The following is a 21,982-nucleotide window of genomic DNA, read 5'->3' on the forward strand; positions in this document are numbered from 1 at the left end:
AACGGAGGCGTGTGCATGTGTTGGCCATCCCTTCGACAGCGAATGCAAATGTGGGAGCGCTCCCACATGGCATGCGCTATCGAAGGTGACCGCCACACGCGGCGCCGTCAACCCCTCGCGACGACATCCGTCCCGGGCCCGGTGGCCGCTCGGTGGCCACCGGGCCGTGAGGTGGCCACCGAGCCGGGGGTGTGGTCGCCGTGCGCCGCTACTCCTTCCTCAGGACGATGTCGAAGCCCGCCGACGTCCACGGGCCGTCGAGACCGCGGCCGTCCGGCGTCGGCGTGCCGGCCTCATGCCGCTCGAAGGGGCGGACGAGCGACTCCTTCACGCCGAACACCGAGTCACTGTCCAGGTAGGGGTCGCCCGCGACGAAGATGTGCGTGATGAGCGGGTGGAAGCCGGGTGCCGTCACCTTGAAGTGGAGGTGCGGGGCCCGCATCGGGGAGCGCCCGGCCCGCTCCAGGAGCCGGCCGACCGGCCCGTCGTCCGGGATCGGGTACGGCGTCGGGGTGAGCCCCCAGAAGCGGTAACGTCCCTCGGCGTCGGTGAACAGATGGGCGCGCCCGGCGAGTCCGCCGCCGTCGTACTGGACGTCGTACATTCCGTCGTCGTCGGCCTCCCACACCTCGACACGTGCCCCGGCGACCGGGTCGCCGTAGGTGTCCGTGACCGTGCCGGTGATCCACGACGGTTCGCCGCTCGCGCCGCCCGCGATGTCCCCGCCGAGTTCGATCTCCGGCGAGTCCTGGACGAAGAACGGGCCGAGAACCGTGGACTCCGTCGCCTCGGCCAGGGAGTGTTGCGAAAGTCCCGTCGTCCGCCCGGAGGGCGGGCCCTGCGGGGCTTCCGCAACACTCCCTGGGCCCGCCTCGTTCACCGCGACCGTGAGCATCGAGATGCCGAGGACGTCAGAGAGGAGGACGAACTCCTGGCGCGTGTCCGTGGTGATGTGCCCCGCCGCCGTCAGGAAGCCGATCGCCGCCGACCATTCGTCCTCGGTGAGCCGCGTCTCGCGCACGAACGCGTGGGCGTGCCGGACGAGCGCCCGCGTCAGCTCGCGGAACCGGTCGTCCCGCGCGGTCTCGAAGCTCGCGACGACTTTGTCGGTCAGCTCCTGTTCAGTCATCGGGGTGCTCTTTCCCAGGAAGGAGGGGTACCGGTGTCGGGGTGTCCCCACGGCAGGCCCGCCCCAGCAGGGCGTGCATCTCGTCGCGGGTCACCCGGCGCGGGTTGGAGTCGGGGACCTGGGCCATGACGAGGTCCGTGGCCCTGTCGAGTTCGGCCTCCGCGAGCCCCAACTCGCTTAGTGAGTGTGGGGGTTGGAGGCTCTCGTAGAGGTCGAGCAGCGCGCCGAACGGGTCGTCGGGGACGCCGAGTGCCGCGGCCAGTTGCCGTGCCGCCTCCGGTGCCGCGGGCAGGTTGAGGCCGACGACGTGCGGGAGGACCACGGAGTGCAGGGCCGCGTGTTCGAGGTCGTACGCGCCGCCCAGGACGTGGCACACCTTGTGATGCAGCCCGGAGCCGGCCCCGGCGAAGGCGACCGCCCCGAGATAGGTGCCGAAGAGGACGTCCCGGCGGGCCGCGACGTCCTGGCCGTCGGCGACGATGCGCGGCAGCGACGAGGCCAGCGAGCGGACGCCCTCGACGGCGAGAGCCGAGCTGATCGGGTTGTGCCGGGGCGCCCACCACGCGTCGACGCAGTGGGCGAGGGCGTTGAGTCCCGAGGTCACCGAGAGGCGGGTCGGCAGCGACAGCATCAGCGTGGCGTCGTAGACGACGACCCGGGGGAGCACCTTCGCGTCGACGCCGGTGCGTTTGTGGCCGCCCTCGGTGAGGCCCCAGACGGGGGTCGCCTCGGAGCCGGCGTAGGTGGTGGGGACGGCGAGGACGGGCAGGCCCGTGGTGAGCGCCGCCGCCTTGGCGGTGCCGGTGGTCGAGCCGCCGCCGACGCTCAGCAGCAGGTCGGCCGCGTGCTCGCGGGCGGCGGCGCGTACGGCCTCGGCGACCTCGGCGGGTACGTGGGGCCGGACCCCGCCGAAGACGGAGACGACGGGGAGGTCCTCGCAGATGTCCTCGGCCAGGGCCCGTTCCCCGTCGGCCGCGATCACCAGGACCCGGCGTGCGCCGAGTCCGGTGACCTCGGCCGCCACGTCCTTTCGTGCGGTGCCGGAGCCGAAGACGACCCGCTGGCCCCAGGACTCGTAGACGATGGCGGACCCGGGGTGGCTCACGCCGTCACCGCGGCCCGCACCCGGGGCACGGCACCCGCGGCGAACGCCCCGACGAGCGCGGGGACGGCGAAGGCGTAGAAGGCCCACTCGACGGCCGCCCCCGAGCCGAGGACGTACGCGCCCAGCGACGGGCCGACGATCGCGCCGAACCGGCCGATCGACAGGGCCCACGCGAGGCCGTTGCCGCGTACGGCGTCCGGGTACCTCGTCACGATGAACGCGTTGCCGAGGATCTGCGAACCGATGAATCCGAAGCCGCTGACGAACATCAGCACGAACATCACCGGCGTCGGGGGCCGCGTGCTCATCGCGATCAGGCTCAGTGTGCCGACCAGGAACGCGGCGACCACGACCCGCTTGGCGCCGAGCGCGTCCGCGATCCGGCCGCCGACGATCGCGCCGACCCCGACGCCCAGCCACATCGCCGCCGTCTGCAGCAGCGCCGAGCCGAGCGAGAAGCCCGCGGCCTGCATGATGCTGGGCAGCCAGGTGCTGATGCCGAAGACCAGCAGGAGTCCGCAGAAGGACATGGCCCAGAAGAGGACGGTCGACACCGCGAGGCCGCCGGTGAGGAGCGAGCCGATGCCGAGCCAGCGACCGGGGTCCGCGGTCGGCGAGGCTTCCGACGGGGCGAGACCGAGCCGCTCCTCCACCTCGCGCGCCTCGGTCACGCGGCCCGTACGGCTGAGGTGGAACGGGCTCTCCGGCAGTCGGAGGATCAGCGGCAGGGCGATGAACACCGGCAGCACACCGAAGACGTACAGCCAGCGGTACGACACGTCCGGGAGCAGGGCGGTGCCCAGCAGCGGGGAGAGCAGGGCGCCGGCGGCGTAACCGCTCATGATCAGGGCGACGTTGCGGCTGCGGCGGTTCGGCTCGCTGAGGTCGGCGACGAACGCGTTGATCGTCGGCAGTACGACACCCAGGCCCAGGCCGACGACCAGGCGCCCGGCGCCGAAGGACGGGACACCGCCCGCGACCGTGCAGATCGCCATGCCGACGGAGAACACGGTGGTGCCGGCGAGCAGGAGCCTGCGTGGGCCGGTGCGGTGGACGAGGGCCCCCGCGAAGGCGGCGCCGATCAGCATGCCGATGCCGACGAGCGAGCCGATCGTGCCGGCCTCGGCCTTGTCGATGCCGAGCGAGGGGTCGCCCAGGATCGCGGGGACGGTGACGCCGTACACGGCGAGGTCGTAGCCTTCGAGCGAGGCGACGACCCAGGCGGCGACCAGCATGAACGTGGTCGCGGGCACTCTGCGGACGGTCGTGCGTACGGCGGACGGTGCGGTCATGGCCGGATCCCTTCTCCGACAGTGGCAGGAGCCTGTACCGGCCCGACTGCCTTGGCAAGTGTGGACAGGAGCGCCGGGACGCCGGAGAGCGCGTCCGTGGTGCCGAGGATGTAGAAGTCGGGCCGCCACAGGACGGCGGCACGGTCGTGCTCGTCGAACCAGCGTCCGTAGACGCCGCCGACGTCGGTGAACCCCTCGGTGGTGAGGCGGCGGTCGGTGAGGTGGTGGACGGCGACGCCGAGCCGCGCGGCGAGTTCGGCGGTCGCGGGGTCGAGCGAGGCGCCCTCGCGGCCGTCGACGAGGAGGACGAACCCGCGGTCGAGCACGGCGTCGAAGAGCCCCTCGGCGCCGTGCGACTCGACCCGGCCCTGCGGCATCAGATGCCCTGCCTGCGGCGACGCGTCGTGCAGGCCCGGGCCGAGACCGGGGAAGCGCATCTTCTCGGGGCGCCCGTTCGCCTCGCGCTGGGCGATCAGCCGGGCGTCGCGCTCGGCGGCGGCCACCGGGTCGCGCATCGTCTGCACGCGGCCCAGCTCGATGCCCTTGGCGATGATGGCCCGCACATGCGGCTCGCGTTCGCTCTGGTAGGTGTCGAGCAGCGCGTCGTCGGCGCCGCGCAGCACGGCGTCGAGCTTGAACGCGATGTTCTGCGCGTCCCGGATGCCCGAGCACATGCCCTGCCCGAGGAACGGCGGCATCTGATGGGCCGCGTCCCCGGCCAGCAGGATCCGGCCAGCGCGCCAGTGCTCCGCGACGAGCGAGCGGAACGTGTACGTGGCGACGCGGACCAGATGGGCCCGGTTCCGGTCGACGTGGTCGGCGACCCGCGCCCACACCCGGTCGGGCTCCCGCTCCACGGGGAAGGACTCCGCCGAGTCGAGCATGAAGCTGAACCGGTGGTGCTCGGGGCCGAGCGAGATGATCGAGACCGGCTGCTTCGGATCGCACACCTGGCGGGCCTTGGGGATGTCCGCTTCACCGGTGAGCCGGAAGTCGCAGACCATCCACGGCTCGGAGAACCCGTAGTCCTCCTGCCCGATGCCCAGCCACGAGCGGGTGAAGCTGTTGCCGCCGTCGCAGGCGACGACGTACCGGGCATGGACGACCGAGTCGTCCCCCTCGACCTGGATGTCCACACCGTGTGCGGTGCCGTGCAGCCCCGTGACCTTGGAGTCCATCCGGATCTCGACGTTCCCGAGGCCGCGGACCAGGCCGTCGAGGGCGTCCTCCAGGTACGGCTGGTACATCATGTACCACTCCGCCCAGCCCTGGCCGCCGACGGCGGCGAAGTCGTGCTCGATGAGCAGCTCGCCCGCGCCGTTGCGCCACTCGTAGGTCCGCTGGACGTGCAGGGTGGGCAGCAGGGCCTCGGAGATGCCCAGGCGGTCGAACGTCCGCATCGTCTCGTCGTCGAAGATGGCGGCGCGCGGCAGGTTGTAGAGGGTGGGGTAGCGCTCCAGCACGATCACGTCGTGGCCCGCCCGACCGAGCAGTGCCGCCGTGACCATGCCCACGGGCCCGTACCCGATGACGGCGACGTCGTACACGTGCGTTCCTCTCCGCTCAGACACCGGCGTACCCGCCGTCGGGGGCGAGGCCGAGCAGCCTCTCGGCGTTCTGGTGGCCGATCTTCAGCCGGTCGGCGTCGCTGATCGGCGCGTTCCGCAGGAACTCCGTGGCCGTCCCCATGTCCTCGAAGGGGTAGTCGGTGCCGAACAGGATGTGGTCGGCGCCCATCGAGAGAAGGGCGGTCAGCAGCGGGGCGGAGGAGCAGACGCCGCTGGTGGTGATGTACAGGTTGTGCCGGAGGTACTCCGAGGGGCGGCCGCGCTTGAGCTCGATGCCGTGGTGGGCGTGGAAGTCCCAGCGGGAGTCCATGCGCCACATCACGAACGGCAGGCCCTCTCCCATGTGGCCGAGCAGCAGCTTGGCGTTCGGGAAGTCGTCGAAGACGCCGCCGAAGACGAGGCGCAGGACGTGGGTGGCGGTGTCGATGCCCCAGCTCCACATCGGTCCGACGAGTTCGGGGTGCCCGGAGAGCACGTGCGCGGTGTCGACGCCGTTGGCCGGGTGCAGATAGAGCGGTACGTCGAGGTGCTCGGCGCGCTCCCAGACCACGCGCAGTTCGGGGTCGTCGAGGTACCGGCCGTGGGTGTGCGCGTTGACGAGGGCGCCGCGCAGACCGAGCTGGGTCACCGCGCGCTCCAGCTCGTCGGCGGCGGCCTTCGGGTCCTGCAACGGCAGGGCGGCGAAGCCGGAGAAGCGGTCGGGGTGCTCGGAGATGACACCGGTCAGGAAGTCGTTGACCGTGATCGCCTGGCGTACGGCGGCGGCCGGGTCTCCTTCCGCCTGGAGGCCGGGGGAGTTGAGCGACAGCACCTGCATGTCCAGGCCCGCCGCGTCCATGTCGGCGAGGCGTTCCTCGGTGAGGTCGAGGAGTCGGCGGGAGGCCTCGGCCCACGCCTGGGGCTGGGCGATGGAGGCGGTGGACGCGCCGTGGCCCACCAACTCCGGGGTCACGAAATGCTCTTCGAGGCCGATCAGCTTCATTGCGGAGTTCTCCTCGGGGATCGCGGACGCCGGCGAGGCCTCGGGTGCGAAGGAGGTCTCGACCTGCGGTTCTGGGGAGGGCACCGGCTCGGCGTGAGGGGCCGGAGCGGGTGGGGAGGCGGCGGGTGTGCGCGCCGTCCGACGAGCGGCTCGGTCGGCTGCGAGGGGGACGCCGATGCGGCGGGGCAACCGGGTGGCGGCGGTGAGTGCCACCGGACCGCAGTTCACCAGAACGTAACGCGTTCCGCAATAGTGAATGTAAGATCGGTTTGCCGACGGCGGCCGGCCCGTCGTGCCGAAGGCGCCGATAGGCTGATCGCGTTCATCCGCCGGCAGGGGAGAGAGCCGCACCGTGACCACGACCGACCCCAGGGACCCCAAGGAGAACAACGGGGACCGTCAGGGGATCCAGTCCGTCGAGACGGCCATGCGGGTCCTGCTGGCCCTGGAGAGCGGTGGCGGCGCGCTGAGCCTGTCGGCGATCGCGCAGGCGAGCGGCATGCAGCCGAGCAAGGTGCACCGCTACCTCGTCAGCCTCGGCCGGATAGGCCTGACCTCGCAGGACCCCGCGTCCGGCCTGTACGACTTCGGGGCCGCCATGCGCCGGCTGGGCGCCGAGTCGCTGCGCCGCACCAACGAGGTGGCGGTGGCGAGCGGCCACGCCGTGCGGCTGCGTGACCGCACGGGCCACTCGGTGAACCTCGCGGTCTGGGGCGACCGCGGCCCGATCGTGGTCAGCTGGGCCTACGGCACCCGCCCGCTGCCCCTGACCGTGCGCGTCGGCGCCACCCTGCCCCTGCTCACCTCGTCGGTCGGCCAGGTCTTCCTGGCCCATCTGCCCGAGAGCCTCACCGACGACGTACTGGCCGACGAGCTGCGCGGCAGGGAGACGGAGTGGCCGGGCGAGCGCCTCGCGGCCGTGCGGGCCCAGGTCCGAGAACAGGGCCATGTCGTGACGCACGGCGGCGTCATCCCGGGCATCATCTCCGTCGCCGCCCCGGTCTTCGCGGCCGGTGACCCGCTCCCGCTCGCCGTCTCCGTCGTCCTGCCCGAGAGCCTCGGCACCCCGGACCACCTCGCCGAGGTCACCCGCGAACTGAGCGACACGGTGACGGCGGCGTCGCACGAGCTGGGGCACCTGTCGTAGCCACGGGGTGGGTGCCCCTACCGGGGCCCGGCCACCTCGTCGTAGTACGCCTCGGCCGACGGGCCGAGGACGTCATGGGCCTCCAGGAACATCGCGTGCGCCTCGTGGCCCACCCAGCCCGCCGGGAGCAGCTCGGTCGGCAGGTCCGGGTCGCGGAAGGGGAACTTGCGGTAGTCGTACGTGAGCCGCATCCGCTCCACCAGCGCATCCTCGGGGCTGAGATGCCCGGCGCGGTACGACGGCATCCGGCTGCGGTAGGTGCGCAGCAGCTCTCGGTAGTCGTCGTTCAGCGTGGCCAGGTCCCAGCCGCGCGCCGCCATCTCGCGGTCCACGGGCAGCCCGCCGGACTGGCAGCGCAGGGTGTCCAGGCGGATGGCCGGCTCGTCCGCGAACTTCTCCCTGACCTGCTGGAGCCGGTCGTGCGGGGAGACGTACGTGGACGGGGCGAGTGGGCCGAAGCCCAGCCAGGCCAGGTCCTTGCGGATGCGGTCGCGGACGCCGCGCTCGGTCTCGGGGACCGAGTAGATGACCATGTACCAGTGGCGGTCCCAGTCGGACGGTGCCCGGTCGAAGATGCGTGAGCGGCCCTCGTCCAGCAGCTGGAGGCTGCGCTTGTTGAGCGCGTAGAGCGTCTCCCTGCCCTCGCGCCGGACGTCGAACCAGCCCTCCTTGCGCAGCCGTGCGAGCACCACCCGCACGCTGCTCTCACCGACACCGAAGCAGCCCATCAGCGTGCTGAGGGTGCGCAGTCTGGCGGCGCCCCCGCGGTAGCGGACGTAGTCGCCGAACAGGTCGAAGACGATCGATCGAGGCTTCACGGAAAGGACTATGTCACACGGACGACCGTCGCGAGGATGAGCCATCCGGTTGGGAAAGCCGTTCTCTCCGCTGCTCGATCGACCTCGAAGATGCGCAACAAATTATTGACGGCCGTGTATCTGTTGACACAGGATGCTCGCGGGCCTGAGTCTGGGGCTGTACTCGAAGTGGAGGCGGAACCATGGTTTCTCGGATCGCGTGCGTGGGAGGCGGCCCCGGCGGGCTGTTCTTCGCGACGCTCCTCAAGCAGGCCGATCCGTCGGTCGAGGTGACGGTCTTCGAGCGGAACCGCCCGGAGGACACCTTCGGCTTCGGCGTGGTGTTCTCCGACGCGACCCTGGCCGCCATCCATGACGCGGACCCCGTGCTGCGCACCGCGCTCGCGGACCACGGCCGGCACTGGGACGACATCGAGGTACGGCTGAAGGGGCAGCGGATCAGGTGCGGCGGCAACGGCATGGCCGCCATCACCCGCCGGACCCTCCTCCAACTGCTGCACGAGCGGGCCGTCGAGGTCGGCGTCGACCTCCGCTTCAGCCACGAGATCCCCGCCGACCCGTCCGGGCTCGCCGACTACGACCTGATCGTGGCCGCCGACGGAGCGAACTCCCGCCTCCGTGACCACCTCGCCGACGTGCTCGTACCGGAGGTGGAGGTCGCGACCGCCAAGTTCATCTGGTTCGGCACCAACTACCTCTTCGACGGACTGACCTTCGTCCACGAGCACGGCCCGCACGGCACCTTCGCCGTGCACGGCTACCCGATCAGCGACGACGTCAGCACGTTCATCGTGGAGACCGACGAGGAGTCCTGGCGGCGGGCGGGCCTCGACGAGTTCGACACCGCGCAGCCGCCGGGCCCCAGCGACGAGAAGACCCGGCACTACCTGGAGAAGCTCTTCGCCGAGCAGATCGACGGCCACGAACTCCTCGTCAACAACTCCCGCTGGGGCAACTTCCGAACGCGCCGCGCCCGCCGCTGGCACAGCGGCAACGTCGTCCTCCTCGGCGACGCCGCCCACACCGCGCACTTCTCCGTCGGCTCCGGCACGAAGATGGCCATGGAGGACGCCGTCGCCCTCTCCGCGAGCCTTCTCGCCCACCCCGACGACCTGCCGAGCGCCCTGGAGGCGTACGAGGCGGCCCGGCGCCCCTCGGTGGAGAAGATCCAGGGCGCCGCCCGGCCGAGTCTGTCCTGGTGGGAGCAGTTCGGGCGCTACCACGACGCGTTCCGGCCCACCCAGTTCGCCTTCCACTTCATCTCCCGCAGCATCGGCAAGGAGCGGATCGCCCGCCGCGATCCGGACTTCGGCGACACGGTCGTACGGGACTGGCGGCTCGCCCATGAGGGGCGCGACCCCCTGGACACACCGTTCCGGGAGTTCGCCGGACGGCGCCTCACCACGACCGACCTCGCGGCGCTGCGCGCCGAGCAATCCCGGTGCCTGTGGCTCACCGCGCCGGACGGCGAGACGCAACTACCCGAGTCGTACGAGCAGTTGGCCGAAGCCCTGCGGGGGGACACGCCGCCGGACCTGGTCGCCGTCCAGCACGGCACCCCGCTCACCCGGTCGCTCCTCGCCGAACAGGCCCGGCTGGTGTACGGCGTGCCCGCACTGATCGTGGAGGACGCGATGGACGACGACCGCGCCGAGACACTGCTGCTGTCCGGCCGCGCCGACCTGGTGGCAGGAGAGCGCGCATGACCAGGGACCTGACTACGGACCCGACTCCGAATCCGACTACGGACCCGACTCCGGATCTGACTCCGCTTCTCGCGCCCGAGGGCGTCGTGGTGATCGGCGCCTCGCGGCAGGCCGGGAAGCTCGGTGCCGCCATGGCCCGTTCACTGGCGGCCTTCCCCGGCGCCCGCGCCCTCGTCAACGCGCGCCGCCCCGACCCCGAGCAGGGCGTGTACGCCACCGTCGCCGATGCCGCCGCGCACACCGACGGGCGGCTCGACCTGGCCGTCCTGTGCGTGCCCGCGCCGGGCTGCGCCGACGCCCTCGCCGAGGCGGCCGCCGCCGGGTGCCGGGCCGCGCTGGTCTGCGCCGGCGGCTTCGGCGAGGCGGGCCCCGAGGGCGAGGAACACGCGGACGCGCTGTGCCGGGTCGCCCGGGAGACCGGGGTACGGCTGCTCGGCCCCAACACCTCCGGTTTCTTCGCGCCCCACCTCGGCCTGACGGCCAGCTTCGTGCCCGCGGCCGGGCAGCTCCCGGCCGGCGACATCGCCGTCGTCGCGGCCAGCGGCGGCGTCAACCACGCCCTCTCCTTCGACCTCGTCGCCGCCGGCAACGGCATCAGCATCGGCGTCGGCATCGGCGCGGGCCTCGACGTCAGCGCCGCGGACGTCCTGGAACACCTCGCGCACGACGGCCGTACGACAGCGGTCGCCCTGCATCTGGAGACGGTTCCGGACGGGCGGCGGCTGGTGGCGGCCGTGCGGAGGGTGGCCGAGGCGAAGCCGGTCGTGGCACTGGTCGTGGGCCGAAGCGACGTCGGGGACTTCGCCCGCTCGCACACCGGCGCGCTCGCCACCTCCTGGCGTACGACACGGGCCGCGCTGAGCCAGGCCGGTGCGGTGGTCGTCGACGACGAACGGGAGTTGGTGGACGCCCTCACCGCGCTCTCCCGGGTCCGGCTGCGCCCCCAGCCGGACCCAGGGCTCGGCATCGTCACCGCCCAGGCCGGGCCGGGGCTCCTGCTCGCCGACCGGGCGGGAACGGACGGCATCCGGATGCCGGAGCTGACGGGCGCGACGCGAGGGACCCTCGCCGGGCTGTTGCCCCCGCTCACCTACCAGAGCAACCCGGTCGACACCGGCCGGCCCGCCGAGACCTTCGCCCGCGTACTCGGCACCACGGCCGCCGATCCGCAGGTGGACCTGCTCGCCGTCTACGCCCTGACCGAGCCCGACAGCGTCGACCTCGCCTCCGCCGCCCAGGACGCCGGCCTCGGCGCCGACTCCCCGGCGGTGGTGGTCGTCGGCGGCCTCCCCGAGGACGTCACCGACCAACGTGCCCGGCTGCACAAGGCGGGGATCCCGGCGCTCACCGGCCCGGCTTCCGCCGCCAACGCCGTACGGGCCCTGGTGACGGATGCCCGGCAGCGGGCCTTGGGGGAAGCGGAGGACGGGCCTTTCCCGGGGTGGGCTTCCGCGACCGGCGGAGCTGTGTCCGCCTCCGACGGACACCCGCCGGAGTCCTCGGCCCCTGCCGTGCCCGTGCCGCCCGGCCCTCTCGACGAGGACGCGGCCAAGGCGTACCTCACCGAACTCGGCATCCGCACCCCACCCCGCGTCGCCTGCGATTCCCGCGCCGACGCGCATGCCGCCCTCCGGCAGTTGGGCGGACCCGTCGCCGTGAAGGTGCTCGACGCCGCGATCCTGCACAAGACGGAGATCGGCGGGGTCCATCTGGGCGTGCGGACGCCCGAGGAACTCGACGCGGCACTGGACGCCGTAGGCACCGGACGCCGCTACCTGGTCGAGGCGATGGCCCCCGCCGGTGTCGACCTCGTCCTCGGCGTACGGCGGGACCCCGTGTTCGGGCCGGTCGTGCTGGCGGGGCTGGGCGGTACGGCCGCCGAGGCGCTCGCCGACGTGGCGATCCGACTCGCCCCGCTGTCCGTGGCCGAGGCCGCCGGGATGCCCGACGACCTGGCGGCCCGCGCCCTCCTCGACGGCTGGCGCGGCGGACCGGTGCTCGACCGCGCCGAGTTCGGACGCGTCGTCGCCGCGCTCGCCGCCGCCCTGGCCGCGAACCCGCACACCGCCGAGATCGAGATAAACCCGCTCCGGCTCACCGCCGACGGCCTGACCGCACTGGACGCCGTGATCGTGCCCATGACCGAGGAGAACGACCATGCCTAGGCCGAGCAGCGAAGGCGCCGTGCCCTGGCCCGCGGAGTACGCCGAGCGCTACACCGCGAAGGGGTACTGGGAGGGTGTAGCCCTGGGCGACCGGCTCCACGCCGTCGCCGACGCGAACCCCGACGCGATCGCGGTCGTCGACGGCGACCTGCGGCTGACGTACCGCCGACTCGCCGAGCGTGCCGACACCGCCGCCCTGCGCCTGGCCGCCCTCGGACTGCGCCCGGACGACCGGCTCGTGGTGCAGCTGCCCAACACCGCCGAGTTCGTGATCCTCACGTACGCGTGTCTGCGGCTCGGGGTCATCCCGGTGATGGCACTGCCCGGCCATCGCAGACACGAGATCGCCCATCTCGTGGAGTACAGCGAGGCGACGGCCATAGCGGTACCGGACACCCTCAAGGACCACGATCATCAGGCGATGGCGTTCGAGATCGCCGACGGCTCGTCAACTCTCCGTCATGTCATGGTCCTTGGTGACAAGGTGGGCGACGGCGCCGTGAATCTGCGGGAGTTGTGCGCCGCTCCGGACACCGCGCGGGACAACCGGGCCGCCGTGGACGCGTACCGGCCCGACAGTCGTTCGATCGCCGTCTTCCTTCTCTCCGGCGGCACGACCGGACTGCCCAAGCTCATCGCCCGGACGCACGACGACTACCTCTACAACGCCGTCCGCAGCGCCGAGGTCTGTGAACTCGGCCCCGACACGGTCTACTTCGCCGCCCTGCCCCTCGGCCACAACTTCCCCCTCGCCTGCCCGGGCCTGCTGGGCACCCTGCTGAACGGCGGCCGGGTGGTGCTCGGTTCCCCCAACCCGGAGAAGGCGTTCCCGCTCGTCGAGCGCGAGGGCGTCACCGCGACCGCCCTGGTGCCGGCCATCGCCCAGCGCTGGCTGGACCACCACCGGGAACACCCCGGGAGCGACCTCGGCTCCCTGCGCCTCCTCCAGGTCGGCGGCTCCCGCCTCGCCGACCATGTCGCCCGCCGCGTACGCCCCGAACTGGGCTGCACACTCCAGCAGGTGTTCGGCATGGCGGAAGGGCTGCTCAACTACACCCGCCCGGACGACCCCGAGGACGTCATCTGTACGACACAGGGGCGCCCCATGTGCGCGGACGACGAGCTTCTCGTCGTGGACGAGCTGGGCGACCCGGTGCCGGACGGGACCCCGGGCGTGCTGCTCACCCGGGGCCCGTACACCCCGCGCGGCTACTACCGGGCCGAGGAGCAGAACGCCCGCGCGTTCACCGAGGACGGCTGGTACCGCACCGGTGACATCGTGCGGCTGCGGCCCGACGGCAACCTCGTCGTCGAGGGCCGCGACAAGGACATGATCATCCGTGGCGGGGAGAACATCTCCGCCGAGGAGATCGAGAACTTCGCGTACCAGGCGCCGGGCGTGGCCCGCGCCGCCGCCGTCGCGATGCCCGACGAGCAACTCGGCGAGCGCGTCTGCCTGTACGTCGTCACGGCACCCGGGCACACGGTCACCCTCGACGACATCCACCACGTCATGGAGCGCGCGGGCATCGCCCGCTTCAAGTTTCCCGACCGGCTGGTGGCCGTCCCGGAGCTCGCCGCCACCAAGGTCGGAAAGATCGACAAGAAGGCCCTGCGCGCCGACATCGCGCGCCGCCTCGACGCCGAAGGAACCCGCCGATGACCATGCTCTTCGGCAAGTTCGCCGACGTGCTGCTCGTCCTCACCGGAACGCCGGGCGGGGTGGGCGCGGCCCGCGACCCGAAGGTGTTCCTGAAGCCCGGCCAGGTCGTGCGGACGGTGGTCGAGGGCATCGGGGAGTGCGTGAACACCGGCGTCGAGGACAAGCCGTGAGGGTCCTGGAGTGGGTGGGGGACGGGCAGGCCCGGTTGCAGGAGGCGGTCGACGCGCTGCCGCCGCACGCCGTCGCCGAACCGTCCGCCCTCCCCGGCTGGACCCGCGGCCATCTCCTCACCCACCTCGCCCGCAACGCGGACGCCCTGGTCAACCTGCTGACCTGGGCCCGGACCGGTGTCCGTACACCCATGTACACCACGCCCGACCAGCGCGCGTCGGACTGGATGACACCACGGATCGACGCCGGTGCCGGTGCCGAGTTGGTGGCGGTCGGCCACGGCACCGTCGTACTCGGCACGCCCTCCCCGAGCGGCGCCCAGGTCTCCGGACCTCCGTACGCCCTCGCCGTCTGGCTCACCGGCCGGGGCGGCACCGAAGAACTGCGCGGCGAGCTGCCGAAGCTCCCTCGCTGGATATGACCGAATGGTTGTCGACGATCAAAGGAGATCGGCATGAGCGAGACCTTCGTCCTGGTGACCGGTGCCTGCCACGGAGGATGGGCCTGGCGTCCCGTCGCGAACGAGCTGCGGGCCGCCGGACACGAGGTGCACACCCCCACGCTCGCCGGACTGGGCGAGGACGACGACCCGCGCGACGTGACCCTGACGGACTGTGTGAACAGCCTCGTGGAGTACGTCGAACGCGTCGGTCTGACGGACATCACGCTGCTCGGCCACAGCTGGGGCGGCTACGTGCTGGTGGGCGCGGCGCCCCGGCTGGCCTCCCGGCTGCGCAGACTGGTCTTCTGGAGCGCGTTCGTGCCGAACGACGGCGAGTCGCTGATCGACGCGTGCCCGCCGCACTACGGCGAGATGTTCCACGCCGTGGCGGCCGCTTCCGGCAACAACGGGGTGACGTTCCCGTTCGAGGTGTTCCAGCAGGCGTTCATGCAGGACGCCGACGAGGAGACACAGCGGATCGTCCACTCCCTTCTCGTGCCTCAGCCGCTCGGCACGTTCACGGAGAAGCCGGACACGAGCGCGTTCTACGCGCTGGACATCCCCACCGCGTACGTCCTGTCCGAGGAGGACCTCTCCCTCCCGGGCGAGTGGCACTGGGCCGAGCGCTTCCCCCAGCGACTGAAGAACCCGCTGATGATCGAGACCCCCGGCAGCCACGAGGCCCTCTTCACCCGCCCCGCCGAACTGGCCGACGCGTTCGTACGGGCCTGCGCGGTGTAGGCGCAAGTAGGCGAAAGGAGGGCACCCGACTGTTTCCGGGCGGGTGCCCTTCCGCTCGTGCCGCGCAGCGCGTCACCCCATGCCGACACCGCGCCCGATCGCGGCGGCGACCTCCGGATGGGCGAGGTACTCGTCGATGTTGTGCGCCCGGTCGCGGGCGTTGTCGACGGCCACCTCGGTCAGTTCGCCCTGCCAGTCGTCGCCGAGCGGGCAGCCGATGGCGACGCCGTCGGTGGGGCACCAGGCGTTCAGCCAGTGCGCGACCCGTTCGGGACGCTTGGGTCCGGCCACGAGAAGCCGCTGGTAGACGGTGTCCAGCCCGAGCGGGCTGCCGGCGGTGACGAGCAGGGTGATGTCCAGGTCGGGCGTGAGGCGGCTGATGAGATCCATGCCGACGACGGTGCCGAGGCTGTGCGTCACCAGCACCAGCTCGCCGGAGGTCGGCATGGTGTTCAGCACGGTGTCCAGGACCGCCTCCCGCACACCCGGATTCGAGAGGTACGCGGCGACGTCGCGCAGGGTCGTGGCGATGACCCACTCGTCCACGTCGGTCTTGGCGGCCAGCCAGCTCAGCTGCCGTTGCAGTGCTCCGACCAGCGCCCCGCCGAAGGCACCCTCGGTGGCCAGGCCGTCCTCTCGCGGCATCCCGGCCTTCGCGGCGGCGGAGGCGATGAGTTCCTCGTAGGTGTTCCTGGCCGGACCGGCGGGCGCGAGGGCTTCCGCCACATGCCCGGCCGCCTCCTCGTACGAGTTGTAGGAGCGGGCCACGGACTCGTGCTCCTTCAGGGCCCGGATGAGTTCGTCGCCGTAGTACGGGAACCACACGTCGGCCGGGTCGATCGGGGTGCTCTCGGCGCGGGTGAGCCCGTGGTTGAGCCCGGCGGTCCAGTCACGGCGGAGTTCTTGGAGTCTCCCGGACTTCTCCTGCTGGTTCCTGCCGTGCAGGAAGACGAGGTGGCGGGTGCCGCCGAAGGCCGTCGGCCTGGCGTTGAGGCCCATGCGGGGGAGAGCGGACTCGGGACCGGGGCGGGAGAGGCCGGGACCGGACGGTCGCATCGCGGCGTTCGACGGCGGCGCCGTCGCCGTCCCCGTCGCCGTCCCCGTCGCCGTCGCCGTGGTCGTCTGGAGACCGGCGTCCGGGCCCATCTCGCTCAGCAGCGGCTGGACGGCGGGGTGGGGCGGCAGGGAGGCGAGGTGCCTGAGGATGGAGCTGATGCGCACGCCCTCGTTCGACACCCAGTTGATGGCGTCGTCCCCGTCGCCGGGCCGCCACACCTTGCCGTCCTTGCGCAGCGTACGGCCCTGCGCGTCCTTCTCGGGCACGCCCATGTGGTGCAGCGCCACCACTTCCCACTGGTCGTTGTAGACGGGCGAGCCCGAGTTTCCCGGCTCGGTGTCGGTCTTGTAGTGCAGGAAGTCGTCCAGCCGGACCTGGAGGGCGTTGTCGCGGACGGCGATCTCCTTGAGGCGGCCCATGGGGTGGCCGATGACGTTCACGGGCTCGCCGACGACCAGCTTGCCGAACTGCGCGCTGAGCCGGTTCCACCCGAACACGTCGCCCGGCGCCCGGCCGTCGGCGGTGGGACGGACCGCCACCAGGGCGAAGTCGAGCCGCTTGTCCGCGAGGAAGAGCGCGCCGGGGTCGAGTTCGAGCCGGGTCGGTGCCTCCGGGGTGTTGTCGACGCTCATCTGGGCGTCGAACTCGACGAAGCACTGCTCGGCGGTCGCCGCGTCGGGCAGCACATGGTGGTTGGTCATCAGCAGCCGGGGGGAGACCAGGAAGCCGGTGCCGAGCGGCAGCTCACGGCCGTTCTCCCGGGTCGAGATCCGCCCCACGGTGCGGGCCGCTCGGGTGCCCCGGGGCAGGAAGCTCCAGGCCTGGAGGTCCTTGGAGACGCCGAGGATGCGTTCGTAGGCGGCGGGCTGGTCCAGGCGGTCCTCGCGGATGCTCTCCACGGCCGCCGCGGCGGGCACGCCCTGCCGGTCGAGCAGCCGGGTCGCCCGGGCGGCGATCGCCTCCGGCGAGTCGGGGAACCGTACGCCCTCGGACTGCTCCTGCTCCACGCGCTCTCGTTCGGCGGTCGTCCTGCGATACCGCTCGGCCGCCGCATCGGCCTGCTCCCGCTGCTCCGAGAGCTGCTGCGAGCGGGCGCTGCCTGTCACCGTCATGGTGATCCCACCGTCCTGTTCCGTCGAGCCCCCTGCTTCCAGAAGGCAGGCAGCGGGAGGCGCGGCGCAACGAGAGAGGTGCATTCGGGTTGCGACGGCTCGGTCCTGGCGCCGTCCAGTGGTCACCGCCATCTGCCGGTGACCACCGTCGCCGCGAGCCTGCCCGCCCTCCAGCAGGCCCTCGACCGACCTTCGAACCGACCAGCTGACCCCACCCCGACGGCTCAGACAGGGACGGGCGCGGACCCGCAAGAATCTTCAGAGCTGGGCCGCCAATGGAGAAATTTCTCCCCCTGGATACGGCCTCTCGCGGTAAAAACGCAAACACTTTCGGGCATATCCGACCTGACCTTCCCTCGCGAAGCGACATGAGAGGGATCGATCGATGGACATGGCGACAGTGGCGGCCTTCCTGGCAGTGGATCTGCTGCTGGTGTTCACCCCGGGCGCGGACTGGGCCTACGCCGTCGCGGCGGGGCTGCGGGGCCGCCTGTCTGATGTGGCTGGGCCGGGGCGTGCTGTCGCGGCCCGCGATTCTGGGCGCGTCCGCGGAGCCCATGGCCTCCTCGCGTGGGCGGATCATGCTCAAGGGCGCCGGGATCAGCGGTCTGAACCCCAAGGCGCTGCTGCTGTACTTCTCGCTGTTCCCGCAGTTCATCGACCCCGCGGGCGGCTGGCCCGTGGCCGCGCAGACGGGACTGTTCGGCGCGCTCCACATGGCGGCCTGCACGGCGGTCTACCTCACCGTCGGCGTGCTCGCCCGCACCGTACTGCGGACCCGGCCCTCGGCGGCCCGGGCGGTCACTCGCGTCTCCGGTGCCATGATGATCGTCATCGGCGGATTCCCGCTCGTGGAACGCCTGGCCGGCTGACGAACCGCCCCATCCCGTTCACCGGCCATGGAACCGGCCATGGAACCGGCCATGGAACCGGCCATGGAACCGGCCATGGAACCGGCCATGGAACCGGCCAAGGAGCCGGTCATAGCACCGGCCATGAGGTCCGGAGAAGGAGCGCACGTGGAAGACCGGACGCCGCAGGAACAGGCGAGCCCCGAGGTGCGGGCCCGCGTCCGGGCCAGTTTCGAGCGGCAGGGGCTGATGAGTCATCTGGGGGCACGGCTGTCCCACATCGCACCCGGCCGCGTGCACATCGTGCTGCCGAGCCGCCCCGAAGTGACCCAGCAGCACGGCTACTTCCACGCGGGCGCCACCAGCGCCATAGCGGACAGCGCCGGCGGCTACGCGGCCTTCACGCTGTTCCCCGACGGCACCGACGTACTCACCGTCGAATACAAGATCAACCTCCTCGCGCCCGCCGTCGGCGACCACATCGAGGCCGTCGGAATCGTCCTGAAGGCCGGACGCACCCTGACGGTGTGCCAGTTGGAGGTGTTCGGAGTCCAGGACGGCCGCAGGAAACTCGTCGCCAACGGGCAGCAGACCCTGATCCGGCTGAACGGGCCTGGGAGTTGAGAGCGATCCTGTTCGACGGCCGGGCCGCCGCGCGTGGCACGCCCCACGGCCCAGGCGTGATCCAAACGACAGGACCTAACCGCGCATCGGTGCGGACGCGACCGGATACCGGTGTACGGGAGGCAGGCCGGGCAGCAGGCCGGGCCAGACGGTGTTGATGACGTGGGCGCTCGGTGTGAACAGCGGCTGGGCGAGGGTCGGCAGGTCGGTGATCTCGTGCCACTCCCAGCGGCGTACCAACTCCGGTTCGGTGACGCTCGGTTCGCCGGTGTGGCCGGTGACGCGGACGGCGGCCGTCATACGCGGGATGCCGTGGACGGAGTCCATCAGCAGGGCCAGCAGCCGCGCGTCCGCGGGGTCGGCCTTCAGCCCGGTCTCCTCCTGAAGCTCCCGCACGGCCGCGTCGACGAAGTCCTCGTCGGCGTCGTTCTTCCCGCCCGGCAGCTCCCAGACCGCGCGCCGCGCCGACCAGCCCAGCAGGATGCGCCCCGCGAGGTCGGTGACCACGACCCCGGCTCCGGTCAGGGCGTGCGGCGAGGGGCGGCGTCCCTTGCCGCCGCACTCGACCGAGGCGGGGACCGGGCCGCGCAGGACGACGAACGCGAGCCCGTCCGCGTCATGGCGCTCGGCGACCGCCCAGCCCGCGCACAGCAGGCCGATCTCCTCGTCGTCGAGGATGATCCCCGGCTTCTCCGGCGGAGCGGGGGCCACGGGGGTGATCACGCACAGAGCGGCGCCGGGGCGCAGCCGCTCCCGCAGTCGGTTCATCACGCGTGTGCGATCCCTGACGAAGGCCCAGCCGAGCCGGAAGGTGATCAGGTCGTAGGTGGGGTGGGGCAGGTCGTCCAGACTGTCCTGCTCGATGTCGAACACCCGGTAGGTGATGTCCTCGTCGCCGTCGCCGGCCCTCTGGGCGAGGTCGACGGCGGCGGGCGCGTAGTCGACGGCGTCCACCCGGTAGCCGCTCCCGGCGAGATGCCGGGCGAGTTCCCCCAGGCCGCAGCCGACGTCGAGGGCGAGCCCGCTCTCGGGAGCCGGGGCGTGCTCGGCGAGCAGCCGGCGCTCGGTGTCACCGAGGCGTCGGAAGGTCTGGCCGCTGCGGTAGTACGCGTCCCACTGCTCGGGCGTGGTGTAGGGCACTGTTCGGGGCTCCTTGCCAGGTCGGTTGTGTCGGGAGGGCCGGCAGGCCGAAAGGAGATCAAAAAAGTAGTGCACCGCGAACGAGGGGCCGGCGCGGTGGGCGTCGAGCCCGGCCCCGCAGTACGCGACCGTCGGTTCCGGCAGCGCGTCCTGCGGGGTGAGGGGCGCGGACCGCCGTGCCCCGGCTTCGAACCCGGGGCACGGCGGCCGAGGTTGTCAGCGGTCGTGCGACAGGGCCAGGAGTTCGGCGAACAGGCCGCCGCCCGCAGCGAGTTCGTCGTACGTTCCGTGCTCGGAGATTCGGCCCTGTTCCATCACGACGATCCGGTCGGCGACCTTCGTGTTCTCCAGGCGGTGGGTGACGACGACCGTGATGCAGCCGCCGCCGATCTCCTTGATGCGTTCGAGGATGATGTGCTCGCCCCGCGCGTCCAGTTGGCTGGTCGGTTCGTCCAGGATCAGCAGGCCCGCCCCCCGGTACAGGGCGCGTGCGCAGGCCAGGCGCTGCCACTGCCCGCCGGACAGTTCCGTCCCGCCCCAGTGCTCGCGGGCCAACAGGGTGTCCAGGCCGTCCGGCAGCTCGTCGATGGCGTCACGCAGACCGACGGCTTCGAGGGCCCGCCACACCAGGTCGTCCGTCTCCTCCCGGGGCTGCCCGAGAGTGACGTTGTCCCTGACCGACAGCGGCCACTGCGCGAAGTTCTGCGGCACCAGCCCGGACATGTCCCACAGCTTGTGCGGATCGAGGCCGGCGACGTCCTGGCCGTTCCAGTTGACCCTGCCCTTCTCGGTGAGGAAGATCGCGGTGAGCAGCCGGGTGAGGGTCGACTTCCCGGAGCCGTTCTCACCGACGACGGCGAGGATCTCACCCCGGCGCACGGTCAGCGACACCCCGGCCACGGCCGGGAACTCCTTGCCCGGATAGTGGTAGACCGCCTCCTCCAGCACGACCTCCTCCAGCGGGCCGGTGAGGCCCGACGTCCCCCGGTCGGGGGCCCGCGCGGCGGCGTGGGCGAGGAAACCGTCCATGTCGGCGAGGTAGAGGGCGCTGTGGAACATGGCGGCGCCGTAGACGACGAGCTGGTTGAGGGCGGCCAGCGTGGTCTGCACGGCGACGACCGCGGTCGCGGCGATCGCCGCCTCGATCCGGCCGGTGATCGCCAGCCCCGCCAGCGCGGTCCAGGTCAGCAGGAGGAAGACACCACCGATCGCCGCGCTGACCAGCGTGATCCGCAGCATCCTGGGCGCGGCGGCGAGGGTGCGTTCGTCGATCCGCTCGGAGACCGTCCGGTACCAGAACACCAGGTAGCCGGTCATGCCGTTGGCGCGGATCTCGTCGGCGAACTTCCGCGAGGTCGCCCAACTCCGCATCTTCTGCCGTACGTTGCGGTCGGCCACGTTGGCGTAGTGGGTCTCGTACGTGACCTTCGCGTGCAGGAGGGCGCCCACCCCGGCGGGGACGACGGCGAGCAGCAGCAGTGGCAGCATCAGCGGGTGCAGCACCGTCAGGACTCCACTCGCGGTGGCCATACGGATCCCGGCGGCCGTGAGGCGGGTGGCGTCCTGCACCATCAGATGGCTGCGGACCACGCCCATCTCCGCGGCCTCTTCCCGGTCCGCGCAGCCGTCCTCGTCGCGGGCGGCGGCCTCCATCCGGCACACCGCCTCCACGAGGCCGCTGTCCGCCTCGGTCGTCAGCGGCGGTGTGATCCGGCCGTCCGCGTAGGAGGACAGCGCGCTCGCGACCCGTCCGGCCGCCGCCGCGAGCGCGATCACGACAAGCGCGGGCAGCGCCTCACGGACGCGGTCGGCGACTTCCCCGCCGGCCAGGATCGACCGCATCGCTTCGGCGGTGGAGGTCAGCTGGAGGGCGGCGGCGCCCCCGATGGCCAACTGGCAGACGAGCAGCAGCAGTACGGCTCGGCGGTCGACGGCCCACGCCATCCGCGCGGTCTGCCGCAGCACCGAGGGAAGCCGCCGGCACATCGCCCAGAACGTGGCCTCCGCCAGCGGGTTCTTGGCGTAACGGCCGCCGTAGCGCAGTTCGGCGGGCGGCGGAGGCGGCAGTCGACGGGGCGTCGCGGTTCCGGTCATGCTCCCCACCGGGCCGCGTCAACACGGCGCATCGCGTGCGTCCGAGTGGGGGAGGGGAGCGGGTCGGGTTGTTCGAGGAGGAGAGGTGCGGGGGTGAGAGTGGGGACGGTAGGTATGGCTTCCTCCTGTGGTCGGCCGGCGGGGTGTGCGTCTCCATAACCGGGCTGATCAAGGA

General features: G+C 71.9%; 17 protein-coding genes and 1 pseudogene. 9 read left to right on the forward strand and 9 right to left on the reverse strand.

Going from position 1 to position 21,982, the window contains the following annotated elements:
• Window positions 1-208 precede the first annotated feature (208 nt).
• The 5 genes from SGFS_RS47095 to SGFS_RS47115 are packed head-to-tail and all read right to left on the reverse strand — an operon-like array spanning window position 209 to window position 6,160.
• Window positions 209-1,129, reverse strand: coding sequence for a dioxygenase family protein (locus SGFS_RS47095; RefSeq protein WP_286258796.1), 921 nt, complete (start codon window positions 1,127-1,129; stop codon window positions 209-211).
• Entirely contained in the window at window positions 1,122-2,234 is a 1,113-nt protein-coding gene (locus SGFS_RS47100; protein ID WP_286258797.1) for a maleylacetate reductase, read from the reverse strand. The genes SGFS_RS47095 and SGFS_RS47100 overlap by 8 nt, the downstream gene beginning before the upstream one ends.
• The gene (locus SGFS_RS47105; RefSeq protein WP_286258798.1) at window positions 2,231-3,526 is read right to left on the reverse strand and encodes an MFS transporter; all 1,296 of its coding nucleotides are present in this window, start codon (window positions 3,524-3,526) and stop codon (window positions 2,231-2,233) included. The genes SGFS_RS47100 and SGFS_RS47105 overlap by 4 nt, the downstream gene beginning before the upstream one ends.
• Entirely contained in the window at window positions 3,523-5,073 is a 1,551-nt protein-coding gene (locus SGFS_RS47110; protein WP_286258799.1) for a bifunctional 3-(3-hydroxy-phenyl)propionate/3-hydroxycinnamic acid hydroxylase, read from the reverse strand. Before SGFS_RS47110 ends, SGFS_RS47105 begins: the two co-directional genes overlap by 4 nt.
• 16 nt (window positions 5,074-5,089) lie before the next feature.
• Window positions 5,090-6,160: an amidohydrolase family protein gene (locus SGFS_RS47115; protein ID WP_286258801.1), complete on the reverse strand. Its 1,071-nt coding sequence runs from the start codon at window positions 6,158-6,160 to the stop codon at window positions 5,090-5,092.
• Between the two features lie 268 nt (window positions 6,161-6,428).
• Here SGFS_RS47115 and SGFS_RS47120 point away from each other — a divergent pair, with 268 nt between their 5' ends.
• Complete coding sequence (locus tag SGFS_RS47120) at window positions 6,429-7,223, forward strand: IclR family transcriptional regulator (RefSeq protein WP_286258802.1); 795 nt, start codon at window positions 6,429-6,431, stop codon at window positions 7,221-7,223.
• A 17-nt stretch (window positions 7,224-7,240) separates the two neighbouring features.
• Here SGFS_RS47120 and SGFS_RS47125 read toward each other — a convergent pair whose 3' ends face one another.
• Complete coding sequence (locus tag SGFS_RS47125) at window positions 7,241-8,041, reverse strand: PaaX family transcriptional regulator (protein WP_286258803.1); 801 nt, start codon at window positions 8,039-8,041, stop codon at window positions 7,241-7,243.
• Between the two features lie 182 nt (window positions 8,042-8,223).
• Between SGFS_RS47125 and SGFS_RS47130 the strand changes: the two genes are divergently transcribed.
• Genes SGFS_RS47130 through SGFS_RS47155 form a run of 6 tightly spaced genes read left to right on the forward strand, consistent with a single transcriptional unit; the run spans window position 8,224 to window position 14,929 of the window.
• Entirely contained in the window at window positions 8,224-9,747 is a 1,524-nt protein-coding gene (locus SGFS_RS47130) for an FAD-dependent monooxygenase (protein ID WP_286258804.1), read from the forward strand.
• Complete coding sequence (locus SGFS_RS47135) at window positions 9,744-11,912, forward strand: acetate--CoA ligase family protein (RefSeq protein ID WP_286258806.1); 2,169 nt, start codon at window positions 9,744-9,746, stop codon at window positions 11,910-11,912. The genes SGFS_RS47130 and SGFS_RS47135 overlap by 4 nt, the downstream gene beginning before the upstream one ends.
• The gene (locus SGFS_RS47140; RefSeq protein ID WP_286258807.1) at window positions 11,905-13,575 is read left to right on the forward strand and encodes a (2,3-dihydroxybenzoyl)adenylate synthase; all 1,671 of its coding nucleotides are present in this window, start codon (window positions 11,905-11,907) and stop codon (window positions 13,573-13,575) included. The genes SGFS_RS47135 and SGFS_RS47140 overlap by 8 nt, the downstream gene beginning before the upstream one ends.
• Window positions 13,572-13,745, forward strand: a complete 174-nt coding sequence (locus tag SGFS_RS47145) for a fumarylacetoacetate hydrolase family protein (RefSeq protein ID WP_350284059.1) — start codon at window positions 13,572-13,574, stop codon at window positions 13,743-13,745. Before SGFS_RS47140 ends, SGFS_RS47145 begins: the two co-directional genes overlap by 4 nt.
• Window positions 13,742-14,167, forward strand: a complete 426-nt coding sequence (locus tag SGFS_RS51930; protein ID WP_434028159.1) for a maleylpyruvate isomerase N-terminal domain-containing protein — start codon at window positions 13,742-13,744, stop codon at window positions 14,165-14,167. The genes SGFS_RS47145 and SGFS_RS51930 overlap by 4 nt, the downstream gene beginning before the upstream one ends.
• A 33-nt stretch (window positions 14,168-14,200) precedes the next feature.
• Window positions 14,201-14,929, forward strand: a complete 729-nt coding sequence (locus tag SGFS_RS47155; protein WP_286258809.1) for an alpha/beta fold hydrolase — start codon at window positions 14,201-14,203, stop codon at window positions 14,927-14,929.
• A gap of 72 nt (window positions 14,930-15,001) precedes the next feature.
• On the opposite strand, the gene SGFS_RS47160 is transcribed toward SGFS_RS47155, so the two are convergent.
• Window positions 15,002-17,098: a trypsin-like serine peptidase gene (locus SGFS_RS47160; protein WP_286258811.1), complete on the reverse strand. Its 2,097-nt coding sequence runs from the start codon at window positions 17,096-17,098 to the stop codon at window positions 15,002-15,004.
• Window positions 17,099-17,483: 385 nt separating this feature from the next.
• On the opposite strand from SGFS_RS47160, the pseudogene SGFS_RS47165 reads away from it, so the two are divergent.
• Together SGFS_RS47165 and SGFS_RS47170 are read left to right on the forward strand one after the other, a co-directional pair.
• Window positions 17,484-17,970, forward strand: a pseudogene (locus tag SGFS_RS47165) (LysE family translocator).
• 147 nt (window positions 17,971-18,117) lie between these two features.
• A complete protein-coding gene (locus tag SGFS_RS47170) occupies window positions 18,118-18,573 on the forward strand; it encodes a PaaI family thioesterase (RefSeq protein WP_286258813.1) in 456 nt (151 codons plus the stop codon).
• 75 nt (window positions 18,574-18,648) lie between these two features.
• Here SGFS_RS47170 and SGFS_RS47175 read toward each other — a convergent pair whose 3' ends face one another.
• Window positions 18,649-19,713 carry a bifunctional class I SAM-dependent methyltransferase/NUDIX hydrolase gene (locus SGFS_RS47175; protein ID WP_286258814.1) on the reverse strand — a complete coding sequence of 355 codons (1,065 nt, stop codon included), beginning with the start codon at window positions 19,711-19,713 and terminating at the stop codon, window positions 18,649-18,651.
• Between the two features lie 216 nt (window positions 19,714-19,929).
• Complete coding sequence (locus SGFS_RS47180) at window positions 19,930-21,807, reverse strand: ATP-binding cassette domain-containing protein (protein ID WP_286258815.1); 1,878 nt, start codon at window positions 21,805-21,807, stop codon at window positions 19,930-19,932.
• Between the last annotated feature and the right edge of the window lie 175 nt (window positions 21,808-21,982).

This window comes from Streptomyces graminofaciens, assembly GCF_030294945.1.
Classification (GTDB): domain Bacteria; phylum Actinomycetota; class Actinomycetes; order Streptomycetales; family Streptomycetaceae; genus Streptomyces; species Streptomyces graminofaciens.